The 23,876-nt window shown below is 43.3% G+C and carries 18 protein-coding genes; 11 read left to right on the top strand and 7 right to left on the bottom strand.

Annotated elements, in window-relative coordinates:
• Positions 1–61 precede the first annotated feature (61 nt).
• From PAV_RS04040 to PAV_RS32120, 7 genes are all read left to right on the top strand, one after another.
• The gene (locus PAV_RS04040) at positions 62–904 is read left to right on the top strand and encodes a pyridoxal phosphate-dependent aminotransferase (RefSeq protein WP_157266565.1); all 843 of its coding nucleotides are present in this window, start codon (positions 62–64) and stop codon (positions 902–904) included.
• A 125-nt stretch (positions 905–1,029) separates the two neighbouring features.
• Entirely contained in the window at positions 1,030–1,218 is a 189-nt protein-coding gene (locus tag PAV_RS34445; RefSeq protein ID WP_005543733.1) for an NTP transferase domain-containing protein, read from the top strand.
• Positions 1,219–1,322: 104 nt separating this feature from the next.
• Positions 1,323–1,763: a glycosyltransferase family protein gene (locus PAV_RS04035; RefSeq protein ID WP_157266563.1), complete on the top strand. Its 441-nt coding sequence runs from the start codon at positions 1,323–1,325 to the stop codon at positions 1,761–1,763.
• 91 nt (positions 1,764–1,854) lie between these two features.
• On the top strand, positions 1,855–2,598 hold the full coding sequence (locus tag PAV_RS04030; protein ID WP_005543728.1) for a LicD family protein: 744 nt from the start codon (positions 1,855–1,857) through the stop codon (positions 2,596–2,598).
• 29 nt (positions 2,599–2,627) lie between these two features.
• Entirely contained in the window at positions 2,628–3,386 is a 759-nt protein-coding gene (locus tag PAV_RS04025; protein WP_005543725.1) for a class I SAM-dependent methyltransferase, read from the top strand.
• 299 nt (positions 3,387–3,685) lie between these two features.
• Complete coding sequence (locus PAV_RS04020; RefSeq protein ID WP_005543724.1) at positions 3,686–4,132, top strand: GNAT family N-acetyltransferase; 447 nt, start codon at positions 3,686–3,688, stop codon at positions 4,130–4,132.
• A 411-nt stretch (positions 4,133–4,543) separates the two neighbouring features.
• Positions 4,544–7,216 carry a DUF4855 domain-containing protein gene (locus PAV_RS32120; protein WP_051135050.1) on the top strand — a complete coding sequence of 891 codons (2,673 nt, stop codon included), beginning with the start codon at positions 4,544–4,546 and terminating at the stop codon, positions 7,214–7,216.
• A gap of 60 nt (positions 7,217–7,276) precedes the next feature.
• Here PAV_RS32120 and udk read toward each other — a convergent pair whose 3' ends face one another.
• Complete coding sequence (gene udk / locus PAV_RS04010) at positions 7,277–7,903, bottom strand: uridine kinase (protein WP_005543720.1); 627 nt, start codon at positions 7,901–7,903, stop codon at positions 7,277–7,279.
• A 265-nt stretch (positions 7,904–8,168) separates the two neighbouring features.
• On the opposite strand from udk, the gene PAV_RS04005 reads away from it, so the two are divergent.
• On the top strand, positions 8,169–8,888 hold the full coding sequence (locus PAV_RS04005) for a YebC/PmpR family DNA-binding transcriptional regulator (protein WP_005543718.1): 720 nt from the start codon (positions 8,169–8,171) through the stop codon (positions 8,886–8,888).
• 172 nt (positions 8,889–9,060) lie between these two features.
• Here the strand turns inward: PAV_RS04005 and PAV_RS04000 are convergent, their stop codons facing one another.
• Positions 9,061–10,110, bottom strand: a complete 1,050-nt coding sequence (locus tag PAV_RS04000) for a hypothetical protein (RefSeq protein WP_005543717.1) — start codon at positions 10,108–10,110, stop codon at positions 9,061–9,063.
• A gap of 605 nt (positions 10,111–10,715) precedes the next feature.
• Here PAV_RS04000 and PAV_RS37480 point away from each other — a divergent pair.
• The 3 genes from PAV_RS37480 to PAV_RS03990 all read left to right on the top strand — a co-directional run bounded on the left by PAV_RS37480 (position 10,716) and on the right by PAV_RS03990 (position 15,285).
• Positions 10,716–10,838, top strand: coding sequence for a BBE domain-containing protein (locus tag PAV_RS37480; protein ID WP_081505666.1), 123 nt, complete (start codon positions 10,716–10,718; stop codon positions 10,836–10,838).
• A gap of 25 nt (positions 10,839–10,863) precedes the next feature.
• A complete protein-coding gene (locus PAV_RS03995) occupies positions 10,864–11,703 on the top strand; it encodes a protein-glutamine gamma-glutamyltransferase (protein WP_005543715.1) in 840 nt (279 codons plus the stop codon).
• 513 nt (positions 11,704–12,216) lie between these two features.
• The gene (locus PAV_RS03990; RefSeq protein ID WP_238555736.1) at positions 12,217–15,285 is read left to right on the top strand and encodes an ATP-binding protein; all 3,069 of its coding nucleotides are present in this window, start codon (positions 12,217–12,219) and stop codon (positions 15,283–15,285) included.
• A gap of 115 nt (positions 15,286–15,400) precedes the next feature.
• Here PAV_RS03990 and PAV_RS03985 read toward each other — a convergent pair whose 3' ends face one another.
• The 5 genes from PAV_RS03985 to PAV_RS03965 form a co-directional block, all read right to left on the bottom strand.
• Positions 15,401–16,048, bottom strand: a complete 648-nt coding sequence (locus tag PAV_RS03985) for an ABC-2 transporter permease (RefSeq protein WP_005543711.1) — start codon at positions 16,046–16,048, stop codon at positions 15,401–15,403.
• A complete protein-coding gene (locus PAV_RS03980) occupies positions 16,038–16,901 on the bottom strand; it encodes an ABC transporter ATP-binding protein (protein ID WP_005543709.1) in 864 nt (287 codons plus the stop codon). Before PAV_RS03980 ends, PAV_RS03985 begins: the two co-directional genes overlap by 11 nt.
• The gene (locus PAV_RS03975) at positions 16,898–17,281 is read right to left on the bottom strand and encodes a GntR family transcriptional regulator (RefSeq protein ID WP_005543707.1); all 384 of its coding nucleotides are present in this window, start codon (positions 17,279–17,281) and stop codon (positions 16,898–16,900) included. The genes PAV_RS03980 and PAV_RS03975 overlap by 4 nt, the downstream gene beginning before the upstream one ends.
• 261 nt (positions 17,282–17,542) lie before the next feature.
• Positions 17,543–22,348: a SpaA isopeptide-forming pilin-related protein gene (locus PAV_RS03970; RefSeq protein ID WP_005543705.1), complete on the bottom strand. Its 4,806-nt coding sequence runs from the start codon at positions 22,346–22,348 to the stop codon at positions 17,543–17,545.
• Positions 22,349–22,602: 254 nt separating this feature from the next.
• Positions 22,603–23,775, bottom strand: coding sequence for a response regulator (locus tag PAV_RS03965; protein ID WP_005543704.1), 1,173 nt, complete (start codon positions 23,773–23,775; stop codon positions 22,603–22,605).
• Positions 23,776–23,876: the final 101 nt, after the last annotated feature.

Raw genomic sequence — 23,876 nt, 5'->3', positions numbered from 1 at the left:
GTCATATAGCGAAAGCAGAAAAAATTACGTTCGTTTAGATATGAATGAAAATCCGGAGGGGTTGCCTGCCTCTTTTTTTGAACAAGTAATGAAAAGCATAACGCCGGATTATGTAGCAATGTATCCGGAAATGACCACAGTCGTTGGAAAATTGGCGGAATACCTGCATTGTCAACCGGAGAACATTTCTTTGACCAACGGTTCTGATGACGCTATCCGATTATTGTTTGAAGTATTCGGGGAGCCAGGCAAGAAAGTAGTCTCGGTAAGTCCCAGCTTTGAAATGTACGCGGTGTACATGAATATGTACGGGATGATCCATTCGCCGGTAACCTATGATGAAAATTTCAACGTAAGCGTGGAAAATACGTTAAATCAAATTGACAGCGATACAGGAATTGTAGTCTTGTTGAATCCGAATAGCCCTATCGGTACATCCTGGCTAGAACATGAAGTAAGAGCAATCATTGAAAAAGCGAGAGAAAATAATGCGCTGGTCGTTATCGATGAGGCCTACTATTATTTTTCGCCTACCACATTCATGCATTTCATAAACGAATACGATAATGTCATGATATTTCGGACCTTTTCAAAAATGCTTTCTATTGCCGGATGCCGGATAGGTTATATTATCGCGAATCATGAAATAATTACGGAAATCAAAAAGGCTTGCTCGACGTATCCTATCAATTGTTTTGCACTTCAATTTGCTGAAAAGATACTAGATAATCCTCAAATCATTGATGATTTAACAGAGAGAGAACGGCTGGGTAGAGAGTACCTATTGGATCAGCTCAAAAAACACAATTATGAATATCATTTTAATCATGGCAATTATGTGCTGATTAAAAGCAACAAGAAGCCTCAGCTAGTATTTTCAGCGCTAAAAGAAAAAATATACTAATTAAAACATACTCTGCCCCTATCTTGTCCAACTGGATTCGAGTAACGACGGGAAGTATTCAAGTAATGCGTTTATTTTGGGAGCATTTTGAAAAAATCGATGAATGTTGAGGGGAGAGGTGAAATATGAAAGCTATATTATTGGCAGCAGGTAGAGGAACTAGAATATCAAGAATGATAAAAGAAATCCCAAAATGCGTGCTGCCGGTTGATGGAGTACCATTAATCAGAAGAAGCGTCATGATGCTATTAGAAAAAATATTCAGCCAATTGTATGCGTGGGTTACTGTAAAGAAAAAATTTATGAAGCATTAGACGGGCTGAATGTCACCTATTACTATAACCCTTTCTATAATGTAACAAATAGTATTGCGTCATTATGGTTTGCTCGAGGGGAATTAACCGAAGATTCTATTATTATGAATGGCGACGTTTATATTGATGATGGAATTTTGAATCTCATAATAGAAACGAAGAAAGACTGTGCTTTAATGGTTGATACCGGAAGAACGGCTGAGGGAGATTATTTTTTGAAGCTAGAGAACGGCTTTATAAGAAAGTACGGGAAAGATTTGCCTTTAATTGATCGGACTTGCGAATATGTAGGCATTGGCAAAATAAAGGATAAGTTCTTGTCTGAGTTTCTAGAAAAGCTTGATCATTTGATAGGGAATCAGCAGCACCAATTGTGGTGGGAAAATATTTTGTATTCGTTAGTAGAAGAAAAGAACATTGATACGATTGATATAAAAGGAATGTTTTGGTCTGAAATAGATTATTTTGATGATTATCAAAGAATTTTGGCTTATACGTGTAAGGACAATGAGAGAGAAAACGTACTAAGCGGTGATATAAAATGATAGAGGGAATAGATTATATAAAACTAGATGATGAGGATTTGAAAAAGTTACATGAGGAGATGTTGCAACTCCTTATAGAATTGGATAAGATATGCCAAAAAATAACATACCGTATTTTCTCGCAGGAGGAACGTTACTAGGAGCAATTAGACATAAAGGATTTATTCCATGGGATGACGACATAGATATCCATATGTTTAGAAAAGACTACGAACGATTTTGCGAAGTATGCAAAAAAGAATTAGATGGTGAGAAATTCTTTTTACAAAATCAGCGCTCAGACAAACACTATAATTGGGTTTATGGGAAGTTGAGATTGAAAAACACATCATTTGTCCGTGCAGGGCAAGAACACATTAAACAAAAGGATGGTATATTTATTGATATCTGTCCAATTGATAATTTGTCGTCCAGACAGTATAAGCAAAAGATTTCTGTTTCCATATGTAAGATGTGTAGAAAAATATTATGGGCGCAGGTAGGGAAAAAATGTGCAGGGAATGCTTACAGTAGGTTATTATTTAAAGTATTATCATGGATCCCTCGTGCACTAACCATCTCTGTTTTTAATTATTTTTCTGGAATAGACAACAAAAAAGATACCCCATTTTTAGTGTGTAATAATGTGGCAGGCCATGTTTTTAAACGTGAATGGTATGACGAGGCGATAATGGCTGAGTTTGAAGGCTTTTTATTTCAAATACCTAAGGGTTATGATGATATATTATCCTCCATGTATGGGGAATATATGGAGTTGCCACCAAAAGAAAAGCAAAAAGGGCATATATATGCCTCATATATTAAATTTTTGGATGGATCAGAATTAAAATTGTAAATAATTCGTCCTCTGGAGGAGAAAACTAATTGAGCAGAGTATACAATGAACAAGTTCATATTGATCCTGAAAGTTTAAAAGACTTTTACCAGAAAAGAGCAAGAGAGAAAATATCCATTGATATAGATGCACCAGTAGTCCTATGTGGAGACAGGGACAAAAGCAAGATTGGGGCTTGGACTGCCTTTGAACTGGAGCACAGATTTCCACTTTTGAATATAGATAGCGATAGTGTTGTGCTTGAAGTTGGATGCGGCACAGGTCGTATATCCAAATACATTACTTCTGTGGTCAATACTTATGTCGGTGTAGACTATGTAAAGGAATTTATCGATATTATACAGCTACGTGAAGATATTAAGAAAAAGGAATCTACCTATTTTATTCATTCGTCGATTCAAGAGTTAACGAATGGTACTGTCCAGTTTCCGGTTAAAAAGAAATTTAACCGTTTTATTATATCGGGCGGAGTATTCATGTACATTAATGATGATGAAGTAAAAGAGGTTCTTGGCGAACTTATCGAAAGATTCGATGAAGAATGTATTATCTATATATCTGAGCCGATTGCATTGGAAGAAAGATTGACATTAAACAATTATTATTCTGAAGATTTAGCAAATGAATATAGTGCAATCTATAGAACCGAAGAAGAGTACCAGGAAATTTTTGATATATTCTATAGAGCAGGCTTTTCATCAAAAGTTAGTGAAGAGTTTTTTTACGATGACATTAAAGCCCAGAAAGAAACGAAACAATGGATGTTTATTTTACATAGGAATAAGTAGTTGATTATTAATTCTATCTATGAAACACAGTAATCCTATGCCCTTTTAAGCAGTTTTTTAATTATTTACGGGACTGGGGAGTTCCATGCGTTCAGATTAAAAAGAACAAATATCAACGAAGGATTGGACAATCCATGTTATTTGGAACTTGGGCAAATTGGTGATGATGTCATTTTTTATCATAAATGAGATGGTTTTTACTTTATAAAGGTTGAGCTAGGGATTACATTACCTCCTAAACTCGACCTTTTTGTTTCATCAGTGACTGAATCCTCTATTTTTACTAATATGTTAAAGGTTTGAATGATGAAGCTTGGCACCGGTATATCGGCGATAGAGGAATACGAACTGTTGAGGGTGCGCGTGATTATAATGTGAATGGTCCAATGGAAAGTTATCAGCGGCGTGGTTTTGGCTTGTTTTTGACGGTATTGAAAGGAGAAAAGGTTCCCATCGGCATTTGCGGCCTAATTAAGAGGGATTCCTTGCAGGATGTAGACATTGGTTTCGCCTTTCTCCCTGAGTTCCGCGGTCAAGGGTACGCCTATGAAGCGGCTGCCGCCACGTTGGAATATGGCCTGACAAAGCTCGATTTAGAACGCATTGTAGCAATTACCTCGTTAGATAACGAACGATCCGGCCATCTGCTTAAGAAAATCGGTATGAGGCTAGAAGGGGTAGTCCAGCTTCCTGGTGGCAACGAGGAAGTAAAGCTGTATTCAACTAGCTCATCACAATATATGTAATAAAAAATTGAGTAAGATTGTTATTAGGGGCTGCTCCTTACGGAGGAAGCCCCTTTTTATATAGTTGCGGCCATACTATTTTTTTGGCCTGTAAATGGGTGAAACATCTTAGAGAAGTACATTGCTTAAAAAAACAATATTTTTACTGATAGAGGAATAGATAATAACTGATAAGGGAAACTTCATTCGCTCTGACGAACAGGTAAACAAAAGTATACAAAAGTAATGATTAATCTATTTGATTCTAGCGATATGTCTCTTAAGGTTAGAAGTAAGCGTTATCAACAATTAATTCTAAGGTTCATGGGAAAAGAGAGGAGGAAATAACAACGGAATAACTTCAATCAAATCACAAATTCGTTGGTATTTGATGATCATTATATTCTTATAGATAGAAAGGGAGTTAGGATGATGAAGAAGAAGTGGCTATCTATCGTAATGTCTACAGTACTAGCTCTATCGATAATGGTTCCAATTGTACAGGCGGAGGAGGCGAAGTCATTGTTGCAGGCGGGAGAGCAGAACTCACCCCAGCAGGCAGCTGAACCTCAGCAAGGGGTACGCAATCTAGCACTGGGTCTTCCTTATGAATGGTCACAAGCACCAGAGGCAGGTTATGCTGACGACGGCTATAAGCTGACAGATGGCAAATATGGAAAAATGGACAAATCCGATCCAGCTTGGGTCGGTCATTTGAAGAAAAGAACGCGTGAAGTGGTATTTGATCTCGGTGAGAATAAATCAATCTCATCCGTTAAGGCTCATTTCATGCAGGATTGGCCGAACAATAATGTCCTTCTGCCGTTGACAGTATCCATTTACGTATCCGACGACAAGGATAATTGGGGCCTATTATCCCATAATGCGCTCCAAACGTTATGGATAGACGGACAGCATGAAGAGACGTTCGAATGGAAGGGCAACAAAGATGGAATCAAAGATCCGAACAAAGAAGGATTGGCTTACGGAGGCATCGCTTATGCACGGTATGTGAAGGTTAGCTTCATGATGCATCCTAGGGCCATGACGTTAGTCGATGAAATCGAAATTATGGGCGAAGACGGGAAGGTGCAAGGAGCAGACACCGTTCCTACGCAGACCCCAGCTTACCAAACTCCGGGAGAGGCAACAGCCGGAATTAGCGACCTTGGGCTGCTGTACAATGGACATTATGCGAATAACAAGGGAGATTGGACGAAGGAACGCATTATCCCGAATATTAGTTATGTAGATGAGACGGGCAATCCGAAGGATTGGTTGTTCGATGGAATTCTTTATCTCGGTCTGGATACGCCATCAGGTCGCAATTTGGGGCTGAATGGTAAGCTGGATGACTGGAAATGGTACTTGGAAAAGACATTTGCAGCGCAAGGCGATATGTATCAATTAAATGAAGCGACCAAAGAAGTTGGGGCGAAGCTGAATGATCCTAACCACAAAACGAAAGTTGTGTATATGATCCCGTTTCCAGTTGAAGGTACGACAGACTTCGGCGATATTGGCGACGGCAACTTAAGCTTCAGCGACTCGATTGGCGTGGAACAAGCTTTCGCTAACCGAGTGAAAGCCGTTCACTGGTGGCTGGATCAAGTGAAGCAGATGTGGGACGCTGCCAACTACTCTAATTTGGAGCTTGTCGGCATGTACTGGCTGGATGAGCAGATCAGCACGCATCGTAAAGGGCCAGACATGCTTCGTGAGACAAGCGCGAAAGTGCATGACATGGGCATGAAGTTGTTCTGGATTCCGTTCTTCTCAGGATACAAGACATTCATGTGGAAGGATGTTGGCATCGACAACGTAGCTTACCAGCCGAACTACTTCTTCGAGGAAGATATCGACCCTGAGCGCTTGCAGGATGCAGCGTATTTATCGAAGCGGCACGGCATGGGCAATGAGCTGGAGTTCGATGATCGGATGCTGACAGACAATCATTTCCGTGAAAAGTATATCGAGTACTTGAATAATGGCGCAGAGAATGGGTTTATGCAAAATGGCTACAATGCCTACTATCAAGGCAGTGACGCTGTATATCATTCAGCAGTAAGCAAGGATCCATCCAACCGAATTCTGTATGATTGGCTGTACCAATTCGTAAAGGGCACATATAGCGTGAATAGCGGTATTCCTTCTGATGCTGAAGTACAAATGAACGGGCAGCCGATTGAAAGCCATACAACGGTACCAGCAACGGAAACGGTTCAATTTACATGGAAGTTGAAGGATGACGATGGAAGCGGGGCTGCAAAGGTTACAGCTACGTTTGATGGCAAGCCCTACACATCGGGTACACCGATTAACCTGGCAGGCAAGCTTGGCAAGCATGAGCTGACTGTTACGGTGACCTCGGGCAAGTCGAAAAAGACAACTTATGTGATAGAGGCTAGCACAAATGTGGATCTGATCAAAACGTTTGTAGACCAATTCGAGAAAGAGAATCAGTTCAATAATGATGCGGCGGCTGGAGCTTTGCAGACACATTTGTACAATGCAAAACAAGCGGAAGGTAGTGCAGAAGAGTTCAAAAAGCACATTAAGATCTTCAATGCGATGCTGGAGTTCCAGAAGATCAAAGGTCAAATTGCAGATGGCGCCTATAACACGCTGAAGGATCATGCCTACTACCTTCTTGGCAATATGGCGGAAAATAAAACAGTAGAGGCATCTTCCGTAGAAGGAAATAATCCAAATTACATGCCGCAAAAAGCAGTAGATGGCCTCCCTGCGACGAGATGGGCAAGCAACTATGTAGATCTTTCTTGGTTCATGGTTGATCTTGGCGATGTAAAAGAATTCGATACGATCCGCATCGATTGGGAGTATGCTCGTGCCAAAACGTATAAAATTCTTGTCTCTCAAGATAAGAAAGAGTGGGTAAATGTAACGTCGAAGAATGACGGCGTCATTACGGCACAGGATGGAAGAGATACAATTCATTTCACGCCAACAGAAGCAAGATATGTGAAATTTGAAGGCATCCAAAGAAATACGGATTATGGCTATTCTTTCTATGAATTCGGTATATACAACATTTTTGGAGCCGATGGCATGAAGACGCTTGAAAATGTTGAATCTACGAAGTAGAGCGCAGAAAATAAGCCGATCGAATGGCAGACACAGGTCTGTCACTTGATCGGCTTTTTCTCATGAATTCCACTCGCTCGTCAAATACTTTTCTGTCAGCACAGACAGCATGTGAATGCCTACTTCGTTCTGACCGCCTTCAGGGATAATCAAGTCAGCGTACTTTTTAGAAGGTTCGATAAATGCTTCGTGCATAGGCTTGACCGAGGTCAAATATTGATTGTATACCGAATGAATCGTCCGACCGCGCTCTTCAATATCGCGAAGTACACGGCGCAGGATACGCACGTCAGGATCAGTATCTACGAATACCTTAATATCGAGCAAATGACGCAAATTTTCATCGAACAGCACATGGAGCCCTTCGATGATGATGATATTGTTCGGTTTCAGCTCTACCGTTTCATCCTTGGAACGGGCATGAATCGTAAAGTCGTATACCGGTGCATATGCAGTCTTGCCTTCCTTGAGCAAATTTACATGCTCAATCAGCAACTCGTTGTCGAACACGAGGGGGTGGTCGAAGTTGATCACTTCGCGTTCAGCCATGCTGAGGTGAGAATGATCTTTGTAGTAGTTGTCTTGGGAAATGAATGTAACCTTTTCTGAACCAAGACGGTCAATGACGGACTTGGCAACCGTTGTTTTGCCGGATCCGGTGCCTCCGGTGATACCGATAATGAGCATGGTGATTCACTAAACCTCCCTAACAAAATAGCGGGTGCAATTACAGTATTTTATCACAGCTTTCTGTTTTTTACACCTTTGTACGATTGGGCAAAGTGAAAGGGGCCTCTAGGTCCTCGAAATGTTCGAATTTTGACGTAAAATAAGCCCGTATAACTAGCTAAGAATTGAAAATCAAAAGTTTTCATATTTGCCCAAGTTCCCCTGAAAAGATATAATTATTAGGAGTATGCATACTTTATGCGGAAAGAGAGCGAGATACAGTATGGGGCGTAAATGGAACAATATTAAGGAGAAAAAAGCATCTAAGGACACGAATACGAGTCGTATATATGCGCGTTTCGGCAGAGAGATCTACGTTGCAGCGAAGTCAGGCGAGCCTGATCCTGAGCTGAACCAAACATTACGATTTGTTGTGGAACGTGCCAAAACATACAATGTACCAAAGGCGATCATTGATCGCGCAATTGAGAAAGCAAAAGGCGGCTCCGATGAGAACTATGACGAGCTTCGCTATGAGGGCTTTGGTCCAAGCGGCTCCATGATCATCGTGGATGCATTGACAAATAACGTGAATCGTACCGCTTCCGAGGTTCGTGCTGCATTTAACAAAAATGGCGGCAGCCTTGGAGTAAGCGGCTCCGTAACATACATGTTCAGTCCTACAGCCGTAATCGGTCTGGAAGGCAAGAGCGCGGACGATGTACTGGAGATCCTGATGAACGCAGATGTGGATGCGCGCGATATTTTGGAAGAGGACGAAGCCGTAATTATCTATGCTGAGCCTGATCAATTCCATGTTGTACAGCAGGCGCTGAAGAATGAAGGCATCAGCGAATTCAGTGTAGCTGAAATTACAATGCTGCCTCAGACTGAAGTCACGCTGGAAGAGGATCAAAAGGTACAATTCGAGAAACTGATTGACGCGCTTGAAGACCTTGATGATGTTCAGCAAGTGTACCATAACGTGGATTTGGAAGGATAATCAAGACACAATACGATGCAGCATCATGAAAAAAGACACCTGAATGGTGTCTTTTTTATTTCTTTAGCAAGAATACATTTATTAACGTGTAGGCACCAGCGGTCAATAAGTTATAACGCTTTTACTTTAGGTCGACATTATATACGAGGTTTATGGAATGCTCTTTGCTATGTCATTTGATTGGGCAGAATGCCGGTATTTTACTCGCTTGCACTGCTTGTGGCATTGGGAGAGGAACGGAAAAACCGCTGCGAGGCTGACCCATCCATATGTATAAGGTCATCATGCTGAATATCATAATGGAGAAATGAAGTACCACAAAGAAGCTGCGCAGCTTGGGAGGACGTCGAGTATGCAGGATAGAAAATATGTCGTTTCGTCCGACGATGAGGAAGATTAGCAGAATCGTATGCATGACCATATGGCCGACGATTTCAGTGAAGCCGAACACCGTTGTAGTAAGCAGAAATAATCCAGTCAGCAGCAGCGCCGTAAAGCGATTCATAATGCCGACAATGAAGGCCCAGGCTAATCCAAGCTCGATAAAGGCACTAATGAGTACGAAATCCTCCACAGTAAAGCCCAGTGACGGAATGCCGTACTCATGCATGAGCGAGCAGGCCAGCTTCGCAAGTGTTAGCTTCTCCATTGCGAGCCAAGCAAGGGATAATCCGGTCCATACATAGAGAATGGGTATACCAGTACGCTTCCATCTCGTGTTCGCCACAAGCAAATAATAGATGATGCCGAGATAGAACATGTAGTCTAGCACATGGAACATTCCGTAATCCGTCAGTGCTATCACATATAGGATACCAATCGCTAGGCCGCTTACTGCGAGGGTTGCTCGATGAAGCAGGCCAAGTATCGCGATAATAAGCAGCGCATGGATCCACCATGTCTCAATTTGAAAGGTAGGGGCCAAATAAGCCCCGGTAATAAGTTGAAGCAGCAGTGCAATTACGAGACCGACACGCATGATCGAAAGATGAAAACGTTTTAACTTATTGAGAAAAGAATGTACCTTCCGAACCGCCGAAATATGATCCAAGGCTGCGTTATACCGGGAAACAAGCAGCAATACGACAAGCGTGAAGCTGAACCAGAATAAGAAGGCGGGGGTAATTACCTTGCCTATTGGTTGCGGAGTCCACTCAAGATCGCCTGCGAACCATTTGACATGCAAATAGAATCTACTTCCATACTGCATTCCAAAATTCATCAATATTCCTCCTCCAATGATGGTACATATTCGTTTCGTAATCACACATTCTGTATATGCAGAAAGCAGCGACCCCTCCTTTCATATGAAGTGGGTAACGGTGTGGTGTATGCTAAACGGCGGTATCTTACACGCTCTTATACCGGAATAAGACAGTCGAGAAGATCCGTCGGGATAATTGAATAGAGCTTTTTCACTATAAGGGATTCGGATGTCGTGTGGTTGGAGTGATCTGGGAAAGTAGAAGAACAGAAATAGGGGTGAACACTGGTCAAGATATTAACCACTATTGTAGCCGATAAACGCTTTAATTTCCACATTGTAGAAGATGTTTCGCCTTCTATAATTTTTGTGAAAATGATTTATGTGCTGTCTCCATTCGACTTTCATTTCTGCATGAACGTGTGCGGAAGAGTATGCATAGAGTACAGTAGGTGAATGTCTTTTTTTGCAATCAGGGAGTCACAGATACGATGACAATCGGAGGCTGGAGGGTTAACTGTAGGGGCATCCAAAGTTAGTATTGAGCGGGCGCATCGTAAAATGTAATCACCATTCAGAAGAGGTAACAGGGATCATGTTACCTGTTGTTAAAAGGGAGCCACATGAAAAGTAAATTAAGAAACTACGAAAAAGCTTACCTTGGACGCAACGCTGCATGCTTACAAGCAATTAGTCAGAAGTATGATCCGCTTCATGGGTTCCCATTCCCGCAAAGCGTTCGATAATCAGTAGATCGTAGGGGGAGATAAGATGATCGAGATTGCAGGTGTTAATACGGGGCAACTTGCTGCATTGGGATTAACGGAGCTGGAGAGAAGTGTGCTTACAGCGAAGCAGAAGAGCCCTGTCGTGTACTCCTACAATTCTCTGGACGACTTGAAATTTGAGTTGAAGATGCGCTCCAATATTGTCAAAGCAGCGAAGGCGCTGCATAACAGTGGGGCTGACTTTGCTGGATTTGATGATTCCAGATGCAATAAAAGGTACTGGATACGTACGGACAGGGGAGGCTTTCAATTACGAAGCGGTGTCATGCCATCGACTGCAATCAACGATATTTTTCATAATGGAGATCAGTATGCTTTCGAATGTGCGACCGCGATTGTCATTGTGCTCTATAAGGCGGTAATTGATACGCTTGGAGAGGCAGTGTTTAATCGTTACTTTCAAGATTTATTGCTGTGGGATTGGAATTACGACCGCAACCTGCGCCTCGTTTCAAATCCCAATCTCGCAGATGCCTATGTAGGGGATATTCTCTATTTTAAGAATCCCGATTATAATCCGCGTACGCCGGAATGGCAAGGGGAAAATGTAGTGAAGCTAGGCAATGATCTCTATTACGGGCATGGCATCGGCATCACCTCATCGCAGGGCATGATTACTGCGTTAAATAAAGCGCGGAAGCCGGGCAGCAAGATTTCCGCCTATCTCTCTAATGAGGTTGTAAATCCGGATTTTGATGCTCTGCGGCAATTGCAGTATGGCAGAAGCAATTCAATCACAGCTGCTGTTACAGATCATGATGGATGGAGTATCTCTGCGAAAATCGGTACAAAGACATACATTTACCCGGGCAGAGGGGCATAGTTTCTGAAGGCAGGCGGCGGCAAAAAGTCAAGCTGGATTGGGAAGCTCTCCTGCCGTCGTTCGCCATTATGTCCGTTGTGCAATTCTGACTGTTGCTATAGAATGGTAGAGATTATGGACAAATATGGATGAATACCCATGTAGTGCGAGAATGTCAAGCAATCATGATCCAATAGAGTGGACATAGAATTCGTGTGTAAATAGGACAAGCCTATATTCCAATCGGAGGGAGCTAAGACTTCTGGTCATTCACTGCTACAAGTAAGCTGGCAGCACAATAGGAGACAGCCGCCACCTTCAAGGTGTATATCGACAGCAAGGAAGTTTTTGAGTTGTATACGTGCGCTCGTAATCGAATATCAAATGAAGATTAGCAGGTACGGTAGATAAAGCAAGGGTAATGTCCTTCGCCTTTATCATTGCAGAGATTGGCGAAAGATAGCAATTGAAGGGGGCAGGGAAGGGGCGCTTGCTGTCGACACCCCATATTATGATGAACAAAAACGAATTATCGTGAGTACGTTATTGTTCGTGCTTCTGCTTGCCGGTATCCACGTAACGTGGCTTATAACCTTGGAATCATCACAGCATGTCAGGGTAACTAAAGGGGTAGCTGATTTGCGCGGGATGAAGCTGGACAACAAGCATACTGTATATTTGGATGGGCAGTGGGAGTTTTATCCGGATGCATTGATATCTAATGAAGATGAGATTCGTCAATTCCAAGGCCAATCCAGCTATGTGCAGGTTCCAGGGGATTGGAGAGAGGGGTGGCGGCAGCATAAAAGCAATTCATATGGTTATGGGACGTACCGGCTTCGCGTATTGGTCGATCAGCCGGTAAATCAGCCCTACACTTTTTGGATCAGAGAAATTCAAGCCGCCACCGTCTTTCTGACCAATGGGCAGATCGAAGCGGAATTGGGGGTAGTATCCACCAATAAAGAGTTGTATCGACCCGAGCGGGCATCCTTTACCGTTTCCCACGAGATTAAGGCAGAGGGACAAGGCGCTATCGAGGTTCTTCTTCAGGTATCCAACTTTGATAATCCCTTTAAAGGGGGCATCGCCCGTTCTATACGATTCGGAACGCAGGCGGCGGTTGAATTTCAACGCTGGTATTCCATCGGGTTTCAATTAGTTACCTTTATTATTTTGATGCTGCACGGCCTATATGCCGTCATTTTGTTTTGCTTTAATCCGAGAGAGAAGACGTTTATTATATTCGGGTTATTAATGACAATGACAGGCATATTGGTCATAGCTGACAATGACTCTATCCTGCTGCTATGGCTTCCAATCAATTATACCTGGGCGCTTCGAATCAAGATTCTTGCTTATTTGTGGCATGCCTGCTTTATGATGATTATGGGAAGGAACTTTTCCGAATTTACACGGCGCGGAAAGCTGTTCTACGGATATATGGGCTTCTTAGTCTTGTTTACAATTTTTGTGCTTGTTGCCCCTGCACCGTATATTTTCTTCACGACGGCCTATAAGATTTTCAGCGTGCTTTATCTCTTCCCAATTATTTGGTTATCATCCCTGATTGTGCAGATGGTCTATCAAAATCGTAGGGAAGCCTATATTTTACTGCTTGCGGCTGTCAGTGTCATGTCAGGGATTACCTGGAGCATTTTTATTTATAATGGAACGAAAAATATGATTTACTATCCGATCAACATCATCGCATCGATCGTTGGATTTTCGGCGTATTGGTTCAAAAGATATTTTCGCAATGCTGAAGAGAATGCAAGATTATACGAGCAACTGAGGGAGGCTGATGAGAAGAAGGATCTATTTTTGGCAAACACGTCGCATGAATTGCGTACGCCGCTGCACGGCGTCATTAACATTGCGCAGTCCGTCGTCGCACGCGAAAAGCAGCGGATGGATGAGAAGAGCAGGGAAGATATGGAGCTGCTTATTACGATCAGCCGACGCATGTCGCATACAATCAATGATTTACTTGACTTGGCGCAGCTGCGGGAAGGCAAAGTCATTTTGCAGTGTGCTCCGCTTCGTGTGCAATCGGCGGTGTCTGGCGTGCTGGACATGCTCCGCTTCATGATGGAGGGCAAGCCGATCCAACTGGTTATGGCGATACCAGAGACATTTCCGCCTGTTATAGCGGACGAGAAGCGATTAGTTCAAGTGTTGTCCAATCTTGTGCATAATGCAATCAAGTTCACGGATGAAGGTTCAATAACGATTTCCGCAGAGGTTCGGGAGAGACTGGCCTATATCTCTGTTGCTGACACAGGCATTGGCATGACTAAGGAATTGCAGGAGCGGGCATTCCATGCTTATGAACAAGGAACTGCAGATACAACTGCAAGTGCCGGGGGAATCGGACTTGGACTTCGCATTTGTGAGCAAATGGTGCATCTGCATGGCGGAGTATTGGAGGTGGAATCGGAACTTGGGAAGGGATCCGTATTTTCCTTCACCCTGCAATTGGCCGAACCGGGCACAATTCCGCTTGTGCAGGAGGAGAACCCGGTCGAGGCTATTGTGTCTACTCAGGCTGTAAGAGATATGAACATGATCTCTGACGAGCTTCATGTGGTGCAACAGCAGACGGCCTCCACTCTGTATAAACCAATGATATTGATTGTCGATGATGATCGCGTGAATTTAAAAATACTCGGGGACATCTTGTCCGCCGATCAATATGAGGTTGTGAGGGCGGCGAGCGGCAAGGAGGCCTTAAGCAAGTTGGATACAGCCCAGTGGGATTTGATCATCTCCGACGTCATGATGCCGCATATGTCAGGGTATGAGCTGACGCGGCTTATTCGCGAGCGATTCTCCATTTTGGAGCTACCAATTTTGATTTTAACGGCTAGAAGCAATGCTGAGGACATACACTCGGGATTTATGGCCGGTGCGAATGACTATGTGACGAAGCCGGTTGATGCGATGGAATTACGATCGCGTGTGCACGCGCTGACAGAACTGAAGCGGGCGGTAAATGAACGCCTTCGTATGGAGGCGGCTTACTTGCAGGCACAGATTCAACCGCACTTCCTGTTCAATACATTGAACACGATTACGGCGCTCAGCGATTTTGATACGAACAAGATGAATGATCTCATCGAGGCATTCAGCTCTTATTTGCGAATCAGCTTTGATTTTTTAAACTCGTCCAAGCTTGTCCCAATCGAACATGAGCTTGATCTCGTTCGTTCCTACTTATTCATTGAGCACGCTCGTTTCGAAGATAGAATCCAAGTCGTATGGGAACTGAATTATAGCATTCAGGCTATGATTCCGCCACTGACCATTCAGCCTTTAGTCGAGAATGCGATTCGACACGGAGTGCTCAGCCGAGCTCGTGGAGGAACGGTATGGATTCGGATCGTACAGGATGGCCAGTGTGTCCAGGTGGAAATACGTGATGACGGTGTAGGCATGGATGCTCAGCGGGTAGACAGCCTGCTTGAATTCCACGGCATTGAGAAGCGGGGGATTGGGCTGCTCAACACGGATCGGCGATTGAAGCAGCTGTATGGTACAGGTCTCCTAATTCGAAGCAAGGTGAATGAAGGGACAAGTGTATCCTTTGTTATTGTGAAGTAATCTCTTGCAGATACAAGTGACTAGTAGTTGATAACTGGGCTGCCAGAGGGTCATCTTCATTGATCTGTAGGCAGCCCTTCTTAATTGGACGTTCTATGAAATGTACAGGTGCTATTTATAAGTTTTTCCCTGCATAAATACGCATGGATATTTTCATCGACACAATACCGATCACAAATGCAAGGATGCATGGAATCCATTGTTGAATTTCCTGCGGCAAAGGAAGTGTGAATGAAAGCGAAGCAGGTCGGGATTGGTACCATTTCATCACTACGGGAACGATAAATGGCGTTACAAAGACCACCATCATGGACACGAACTTCGTTCTCTCATAACCGTACTTATATTGCATCGGAATAAACACGCCGAAGTACAAGCTGATGAATAACAAGGCGGTTCCTATGCCCGACAGGCTCAAACGGCTCAAGACCTGCGGTACGACAAGAGACGCAATCGTATAAATAACGAAAGCAATCACAAATATGGTGCAGATAAGCAGATACTTTGCTTGCACTAAAGCGTTGCGCGTATAAGGAGTGGCGCACAGAAGCGAAGCTCCTTTATATTTCTCCTCTGAAACTGATACCGAATTGAATAAGATAAATTCCATAAAGAGTACAGTGACTAGAAAGCTGATGCTTCCACTGTCATGCAGCTGCATCCGATAGGATAGGAAGAGCGGCCCGATAGCGGCGAACAGCAGCATGAACAGCAAATACTTCTTCGCAAGAATGAGATCCTTTTTGACAAGATTAATGAGCATGTCGATGTCCTCCTATATAAGCCAGCATAATTGCCTCGATGGACGGCTTCTCCATATGCACATTGCCCATGAGCTGTCGAACCTCTTGAATGTTGCGGGTTATCCCTTCAAATCCATATGCAGTTACTTGCAGGGATAAGAAGAGCGGTTCCGTCTGTTCATTGAGCAGCTTTTTGTCTCCCTTCACAAGTGCATGCGAATCCAGGAGCTCATCCTTGCCCGCGTGAAATAGGATGTCCCCTTGATCAATCATCAGGAGTGTGTCAGCGATTTTCTCCAAGTCAGACGTAATATGTGTGGAAAAAAATACACTCTTTCCTTCCTCGTTCATGAATTCCAATAGAAGCTCCATCAGTTCGCTTCGGACGAGTGGATCGAGGCCGCTTGTAGGCTCATCCATAATGAGCAGATCTGCATGATGCGACATCGCGAGCGCTATGGCGTATTTCATGCGCATACCTTTGGATAAGGTAGATATTTTCTGATTAAGCTTCAGGTTAAAGCGCTGGATATAACGTTGGAACACGGACTCATCCCAGTTGGTGTAGGCTGGAGCTAGGATGCTCTTCATTTCCGACAGCGTCATTTCATCATAAAAATAGCCTTCATCAAATACGATGCCGATGCGATTTTTCAGCTCGCGCTCGTGCTTGTCCATTTCTTTGCCTAAAAACGATACGTTGCCGCCGTCCTTTTGAATGAGTCCTAAAATTGCTTTAATGGTTGTCGTTTTGCCAGAACCATTTGTGCCAATGAAGCCGGTAATACAGCCTTCTTGCAGGGCAAAGCTAATATTATTTAGACGAAAGTGTTCAAATTGGACATTTAGATTCTTAACTTCCAAATGGCTCATTGCTCTTCCTCCTCTACAAATAGCAGTTCCATCATTGCGTTTAGTTCTTCCTTAGGAATGCCTAGTGTTCGGGCCAGTTCCCATGCTTCAGCCAGCTTTGATTCCACAAGATGCCGTTTGGATTCTGCCAGCAGCTCTTGGCTCTCTGGCGCCACATACGAGCCCTTACCGGCTCTCGTCATGATAAACCCTTCTCCCTCCAATTCGGCGTATACTCGTTTTGTCGTCAGCACGCTGACATGCAAGTCGTTTGCAAGCGAGCGAATGGAGGGAAGCAGTTCGCCTTCTTTCAGGTCGCCGCGCAGGATCGCATCCTTAATTTGATCCTTGATCTGTTGATATAAGGGAACATCGGATACGTTCTTAATAATAATGTTCATGAAATACCCTCTTTGCTCGAAACTGTGCATACTGTGTATTTATTGAATACACAGTATGCACAGTTATTACTTTACTCGAAAATGGAGTAAATATCAACTCCTCTCTGTGTAGAATGAGATCATTCATCTCCGCGCCGTATTCAGTTAAGAAGTTATGAAATAATAGAAAGTGGTTGTTAAGGTGTGTTAGGGCCATGTTAGTCGAGGAAATAAAGAGGCCTGCTGATAAACTCAGCAGGCCTCTTGTCTCATTACTTGCTATTATGATTTCATCCATTTCTTACGAATGGCGAATAATACAGAGCCTAGCATCACAAGCGCCAGACCAGCAAGCTGCATTGGCAGCGGGCTGTCTTCACCTGTTTTCGGGAGAACCTTGCCGGGTTTATCCTGTTTCCGGTTTGGTTCGCGAGTGTTGATTTGATCGCTGACGCTCTTATCTTTTACTTTGTCAGATGTTTCTTTATCTTTTGACTTGTCTTTTGAGCCGTTGTTGCTGCTTGGATTATCACCTTTGGTACTGCCCGAATCGTTATCCGAATTGTTTCCTGGTTTTTTGCCGGAATCCTCATTATTGCCGGGTTTATCATCAGGTTGATTGCCTGTGTCCGTTTCCTTATTAGGCTTGTCGCCTGTTTCCTTGCCCGTTTCTTGGCCAGGTTCTTTATCGGAGCCGTCAATGATATGGCCTGGGATACTGTTATCTTCAGGCTTCTCTGGCTTACTTGGTTCCTCAGGTTTTATAGGTTTCTCATTTTCATTACTTGTCGGTTCCTTCGGCTTCTCCTCATCGACATGAGGCTTTGGATCAATTGGTTGTTCTTGATCGATCGGCTCGATTGGCTTTAGAGCATTCTCGATAGTAACAAGTGCTTCTTGTTCACTCGCAATGGTGAACATCGTCAACTTCTTATCAATAAGATAGCCATTAGGAGCCTTAATCTCTTCGATATAGTAAGTGCCTGCCTTCAGATTCGGAATGAGAATAAGTCCATTCTTATCAGTAGTCTGAATCGAGAAAGGCTTTCCGTCCTTATCGAGTAGCGGCTGTTGGTTCTCATCGAGCAGGCGGAATTGAGCGCCTTCGAGTCCTTTATCAGCCTTGCCAGTTTCAATCTTCAAGAGCTTCAAGGAACCTGGAATGGGTTCGCGTGAATTTTCGACAGTAACAAATGTTTCTTGTTCACTCGTAATGGTGAACATCGTCAATTTCTTATCAATGAGATAGCCAGTCGGAGCCTTAATCTCTTCGATATAGTAAGTGCCTGCCTTCAGATTCGGAATGAGAATAAGTCCATTCTTATCAGTAGTCTGAATCGAGAAAGGTTTTCCGTCCTTATCGAGTAGCGGCTGTTGGTTCTCATCGAGCAGGCGGAATTGAGCCCCTTTAAGTCTTTTATCAGTCTTACCGGTTTCAATCTTCAAGAGCTTTAAGGAACCTGGAAACTTTTCATTTTTGAATGTGAGTTCGATCTTGGTCGAATCTATAATATCAAATTTCAGTGGAGTCGCATTGAGCTTGTACCCCTTAGGTGCTGCCTTCTCCACAAATTGATAGCTTCCGATATCCAAATTGCCCGCGCTCACCTTACCGTCTATGCCGGTAATCAGTTTGTTGCGTACGACTTTACCCGTTTTCCTATCTTGAAGCTCGAACTCCGCTCCGGCAAGAGGAGAAGCAGGTTTGTTGTCATCAACCTTTGTCAGTTCAACAGAGCCTTTAATTCGGTTGTTTGTCACGGTACCCGTTTTTTGCACGATTTGATTTTCATCAATTGTAAATGGAATTTCCTTATCTTCCTGCTTATAGCCGGCAGGAGCTTGAACCTCCACCAGCTTATATTGACCTGGCGGAAGATCCGTAAGCTTTAGCTTACCGTTCTTTTTCGTAGGAAGGTTCGTATATCCAACAACATCTGCATATCCGACCCCATCAAAACGCTGAAGCTTGAACACAGCGCCTTCAAGGAGCTTGGATCTATTTTCAGCATCTACCTTCGTGAGCTCATAATCCCTTACGATTTTGGTGTTCTTAATTGTGACGACCTGACCATCCTTGCTCAGAGTGATGACCTGCTCCGGTTTTTGCGGCAGCAAGTAGCCTGGAGGAGGGGCCATCTCTTTAACTTTGTATTGTCTAAATCGCAAATCGGTAAATGTCGCGATTCCGTCCTTGTCTGTCTCAGCCTCTTGCAGCAGGATTGTTCCCGATTTATCGTACAGCCCGAATTTCGCGCCTTCCAGCAGCGCTGCTGTAGCAGTATCGACTTTTTGGACTTTCAACTTACCGCAGCTGGAGGTGCTTGCTCCGCCTCCGGCTCCCGCGAATTCAACTTTGATGCTTGATGATCCGTTGCCGTTCACCGTTCCGGAGGATTGGCCTTCAAAGGATACCTTATTGCTTACATTCTCGCCATTATCGGCATCGATAAAGGATTGATACTCTAATACGTAAGCTTTATCTAGCTCTGTCTTGAAGGTAAGAGTAAGTTTGTTGCCCTTGGTCTTCCATTCCGCGATTTGTTCCAAATCCATTGGAGTGGAAGCCTTAGTCAAGGTTCCATTCTGTGACACGGTCGTTTTGTACAGCTTAATCGACTCTGGCACAAGCTTTTGGCTGCTTGACAGCGTATCCGTTAGAACAGAACCGGCCTTGATATGCGATTGGCTGCGGTTAATGTTGACGGTCCAGAACGCGATGTCCGACTTTTCCCCTTTACCTTGGACACCCGTTTTGGATACATATTCATCGCCGTATTTCGGTGTCACGGAAGCCTTGCCGTCGAACACTTTTTTGGAAGTAGATTTATCCTCCAACGTAGCACCGTTGCTGTAGGTCTTGACGACAGATTGATTTTTAAGGCTTGTCTTATACGTAATCCGGTAAGCCTTGTTGATTGGGTTGTTGAACGTTAATTCGAAGCCCGATTTATTATTTTCAGTTTTCTTTTCGATTGTATAATCGTTTATGGTGCTGCCTTCTTGAACTCCATTCGCGCCGCCTGACAAGATCAATTCGCGTACAGTCAAGGAGCCGTCAACAAATGTCTGCTCGCCTGTATAGAAGTCGCGAAGCACAGCTTGCCCGATGTGATGAAGGTTGTAGTTGATATCAATCGTCCACGTAATTTCCTTTGAGCGGGCATCATATTTACCTGTTTTATTCCCATTGTTCTTCGTATAGCCATCCGGAGTTACGGTATCTTCTTTATAGATAGGCTTCATATCTTTATTGTTTTCTTTCCAATTCAGGGTTGCGCCATTTGTGTAGCTAGCGTTATTTAGAACTGGATCGAATGCAGTCTGATACCGAATGACTAGACTCGAAGTAATGTTCGTTTTAAATGTAATCGTAAATCCGCTATGATAGCGGGTATTTGTAGGATCTGCTACATAATTTATCGTATAATCTTTATCTTTGGTAAATCCAGCAGCCTTTAAGCTATCCTCGAGGCTCTGCTGGTTTATAGTTAAGCCGTTCGTCTTGAATGTATCTTCAATGGTGACATTTTCCATCACCTTGTTGTCTTGATTCAAGCTGAGATACCAATCGATTGTTTTCTTGGCATAGTCAATACGTTCATGCCCCTTGAAGAAGATGACAGGGTAAATGTCCCTTGACGCCTCCTTGGAGGTGTTGTCGTGAATCGTGACTTTGTTTTTAATTGTTCCATTCTCATAAACTCGGTTAATGGATTTCGTCGAATACTCGATGGAATAAGCTTTCATTACTTTATCTTTGAATTGAAGCTTAAATCCGTCGGTTGTTTTTACAACTGTATATTCATCTTTGCCTACTTTTCTGACAACAGTTGCGTATCCGTTATCGTCAATAGACATTTCGTTTACGACGAATGAATCCTCGTTTAATTCTTGAACGGACGTGTCAAAAACATCGGCAATCCAAGCATTCGCTTGTTCGATTTCACGCTCGTTGTAATTATATTCAATTTTCCAATTGATCGTTTGCGTAGATGACGCATAGCCAGTAGATTGTTTCTCTAGCGGCTTGCTGAATCTTACATCCACATTCGAAGAAATCGTTAGTGGCTTATGATTGTCTCCAGTGATCTGAACAGCATTGGTATAGCGCTTATCTTCTGTCTTGGTAATCTTGGTGTTGTATTTCACGCGATAGGCATTATGTATATTGCCCAGCTCGATTTTGAAGCCATTGGCTTCGCGGACTGGTAGGTAAGCAACTTTCTCGGCTTCCTTAACGGTTCCATTCAATTGAACGTCAAGCTTATGTACCGTAATAGAGCTCATATCGATTTCCAAGCCGTCTGGCAGCATATCGGTAAAGACAGCGTTGTTCATATTGCCTTCGCTCGTATTGAAGTCCACAACCCACTCAATTTCCGTAGGATTGATTGTGCGATTGGCCGTTCCGCGCTTCGTGATTTCTTTGCTGTTTGGGTTTTTGTTGAAATGAATAGGGATTTCGAAGCTGGAGTCCCCTTGAATATCAAAGATGATTTCTTGCTGGGTTCCGCCTTCAAACTTTTTCTCGTCAAAATATCTCCATACAAAGAAATCGCCGACTAGCTCCTGGCCATCCTCAATTTCATCATTGAATGTAAACGTTACTTGTCCATTCGGTGTAATATCAAAGGTACCGTATTCGATTCCGCCTTTATTCAAAGGTTGATTTGTAATCGGAGCGGACAACTGGAACTTGTCTGGAAGCTGAAATGTGAAGGTTGAGCCAGCGCCGTAATGGTGACCGGCTGGAAGCTTCCAAGTATAGTCTATCTTCACGTATTCATTTAGATTTGGACGAATAGACGAAATATTATTCCCCTTCGCATCTGTTATGGATACAGAAGCAAGGATATTGTCCGTAATTGCCCCGTAGGTGACCTTCGTCACGCTGCTAGGATCTTTTCCACTGTTAGGATCCTTGCCATAGGTAAGGTCGGTTACGCTTGCGACATTACGATCTCCGGTATTGAAGAATGTATTCGGCAACCCATCATACGCTTGAACAAGCGTGGGAGGCAGAACAAGATTCAACATAATAGCGACTATGAAAAGACCGTATAATGTCTTTCTAAGGTAGTTCATGCTTAGAATCTCCTATTTTTAAATTTTTGCAACTGAATTATTTTCTACTAAATGATTCAGTTTTGTCAAACTTCATGAAACTTTCAGAAAGTGTTTTCTGACATGTGAAATTACCCAGCAAAATGGGATGTTAAACAGATTTAATTTCACTTTTTTATGGAGAAAAGCAAAAAAGGAGGAGCTGGAGAAACATAAAAAGTCCCGATAAATCATCGGGACGATAAAGAAATCTATCAAATACTCGATCAAGCTTGCTAGATGGCGGATTCGTTAGACGTAAACGCTCCCCTTAGCCAATGCTTATACCAATCTACAATTTCCTTGCTGGGAGCTGCATCATACTCTTCTTCCAGCTTGCAAGTCAGGAGATTGAACTGCTTGCGTACTTCAGACGCATGATGCAATGACGCATAAATGTTCATCAGTGCGAAGTAGCCATGCTCCATGTAAGGGAATTTGTCTATTATTTGGCGATAGATCAGTATGGCTTCTGAGTGCTGACCTTGAGATACGTAATATTGAGCGATTGCTTCCGTATGATTCAGCCAAATGGTACGGATACGTTCCCATTCATACTCAGCCCATGCATAGCGGTGCTCTTCTAAATAATCACCAGCGTATGCATTCATAATGGCAAGATGCCGGGGCAAGTTATCCGCATCCAAGGGAGGTGCCTCACGTACAGAGCATTCCCATTCTTCTACATCAAGCTTTAGCGCACCCCAAGCCAGACGATATCCATCGTCCTTATACTTCACTTCTAAATCAAGCTCTGCGGACTTGATCATTTTCCGGATCTGATAAATAGCGGTATGCAGCTGCGTCGTGGCGCGTTCCGTATCATACTTCGGCCAGAGCAAATCCATTAGTATTTGCTTATTCACGGTCTTCTCTCGGTAATAGAGCAGGTATGCGAACAGTTCTTGAGCCTTCAGTGTTTTCCAGGGGAAGCGCTGTGCGGTTCCTGCTGCATTCACATAGTGGAGGCTTTGCAGGCAGCATAGTGTTGGTTTGGGAGTATTTACACTGGCAGCAGTACGTTCCCCAGCAGGGGGATTGGACAGCGTGAGCCGCTGTAATGTTAAGGCAAGCCGATTGTGATGCACGGGCTTTAATAAGTAATCAAGTGCATTGAGCTCAAATGCTTTGACCGCATACTCTTGATAGGCAGTAACAAATATAATATGAAGCTGGGGATGGATTTGCAGCAGACGTTCTGCTAGTTCGAATCCATTAATCTCAGGCATTTCTATATCTAAGAATGCGACGTGAAGCGACTCATGCTGAGCGATATCGATTGCATCACAGGGGTTGGAGCAGGTGATGATTCGCTCGATTTTATTTCGTCCGATTTGTTCGGTAAGCAGCTTTTCCATTTTCTTTAGAGCGAGTCGCTCATCATCAACAATTATGGCATGCAGTCCCATTGTCAAGATAGCCCCCATTCTATTTCTATACTGAACATGCAGAAGGAAGAATACTCGGAATATCTACGTAAGAATATGAAGAAGACTTCGCAAATAAAAAA

The organism is Paenibacillus alvei DSM 29, from assembly GCF_000293805.1.
Classification (GTDB): Bacteria; Bacillota; Bacilli; order Paenibacillales; family Paenibacillaceae; genus Paenibacillus_B; species Paenibacillus_B alvei.
The sequence above is the reverse complement of the archived record's forward strand: the minus strand, read 5'-3'. Positions and strand labels throughout refer to the sequence as shown.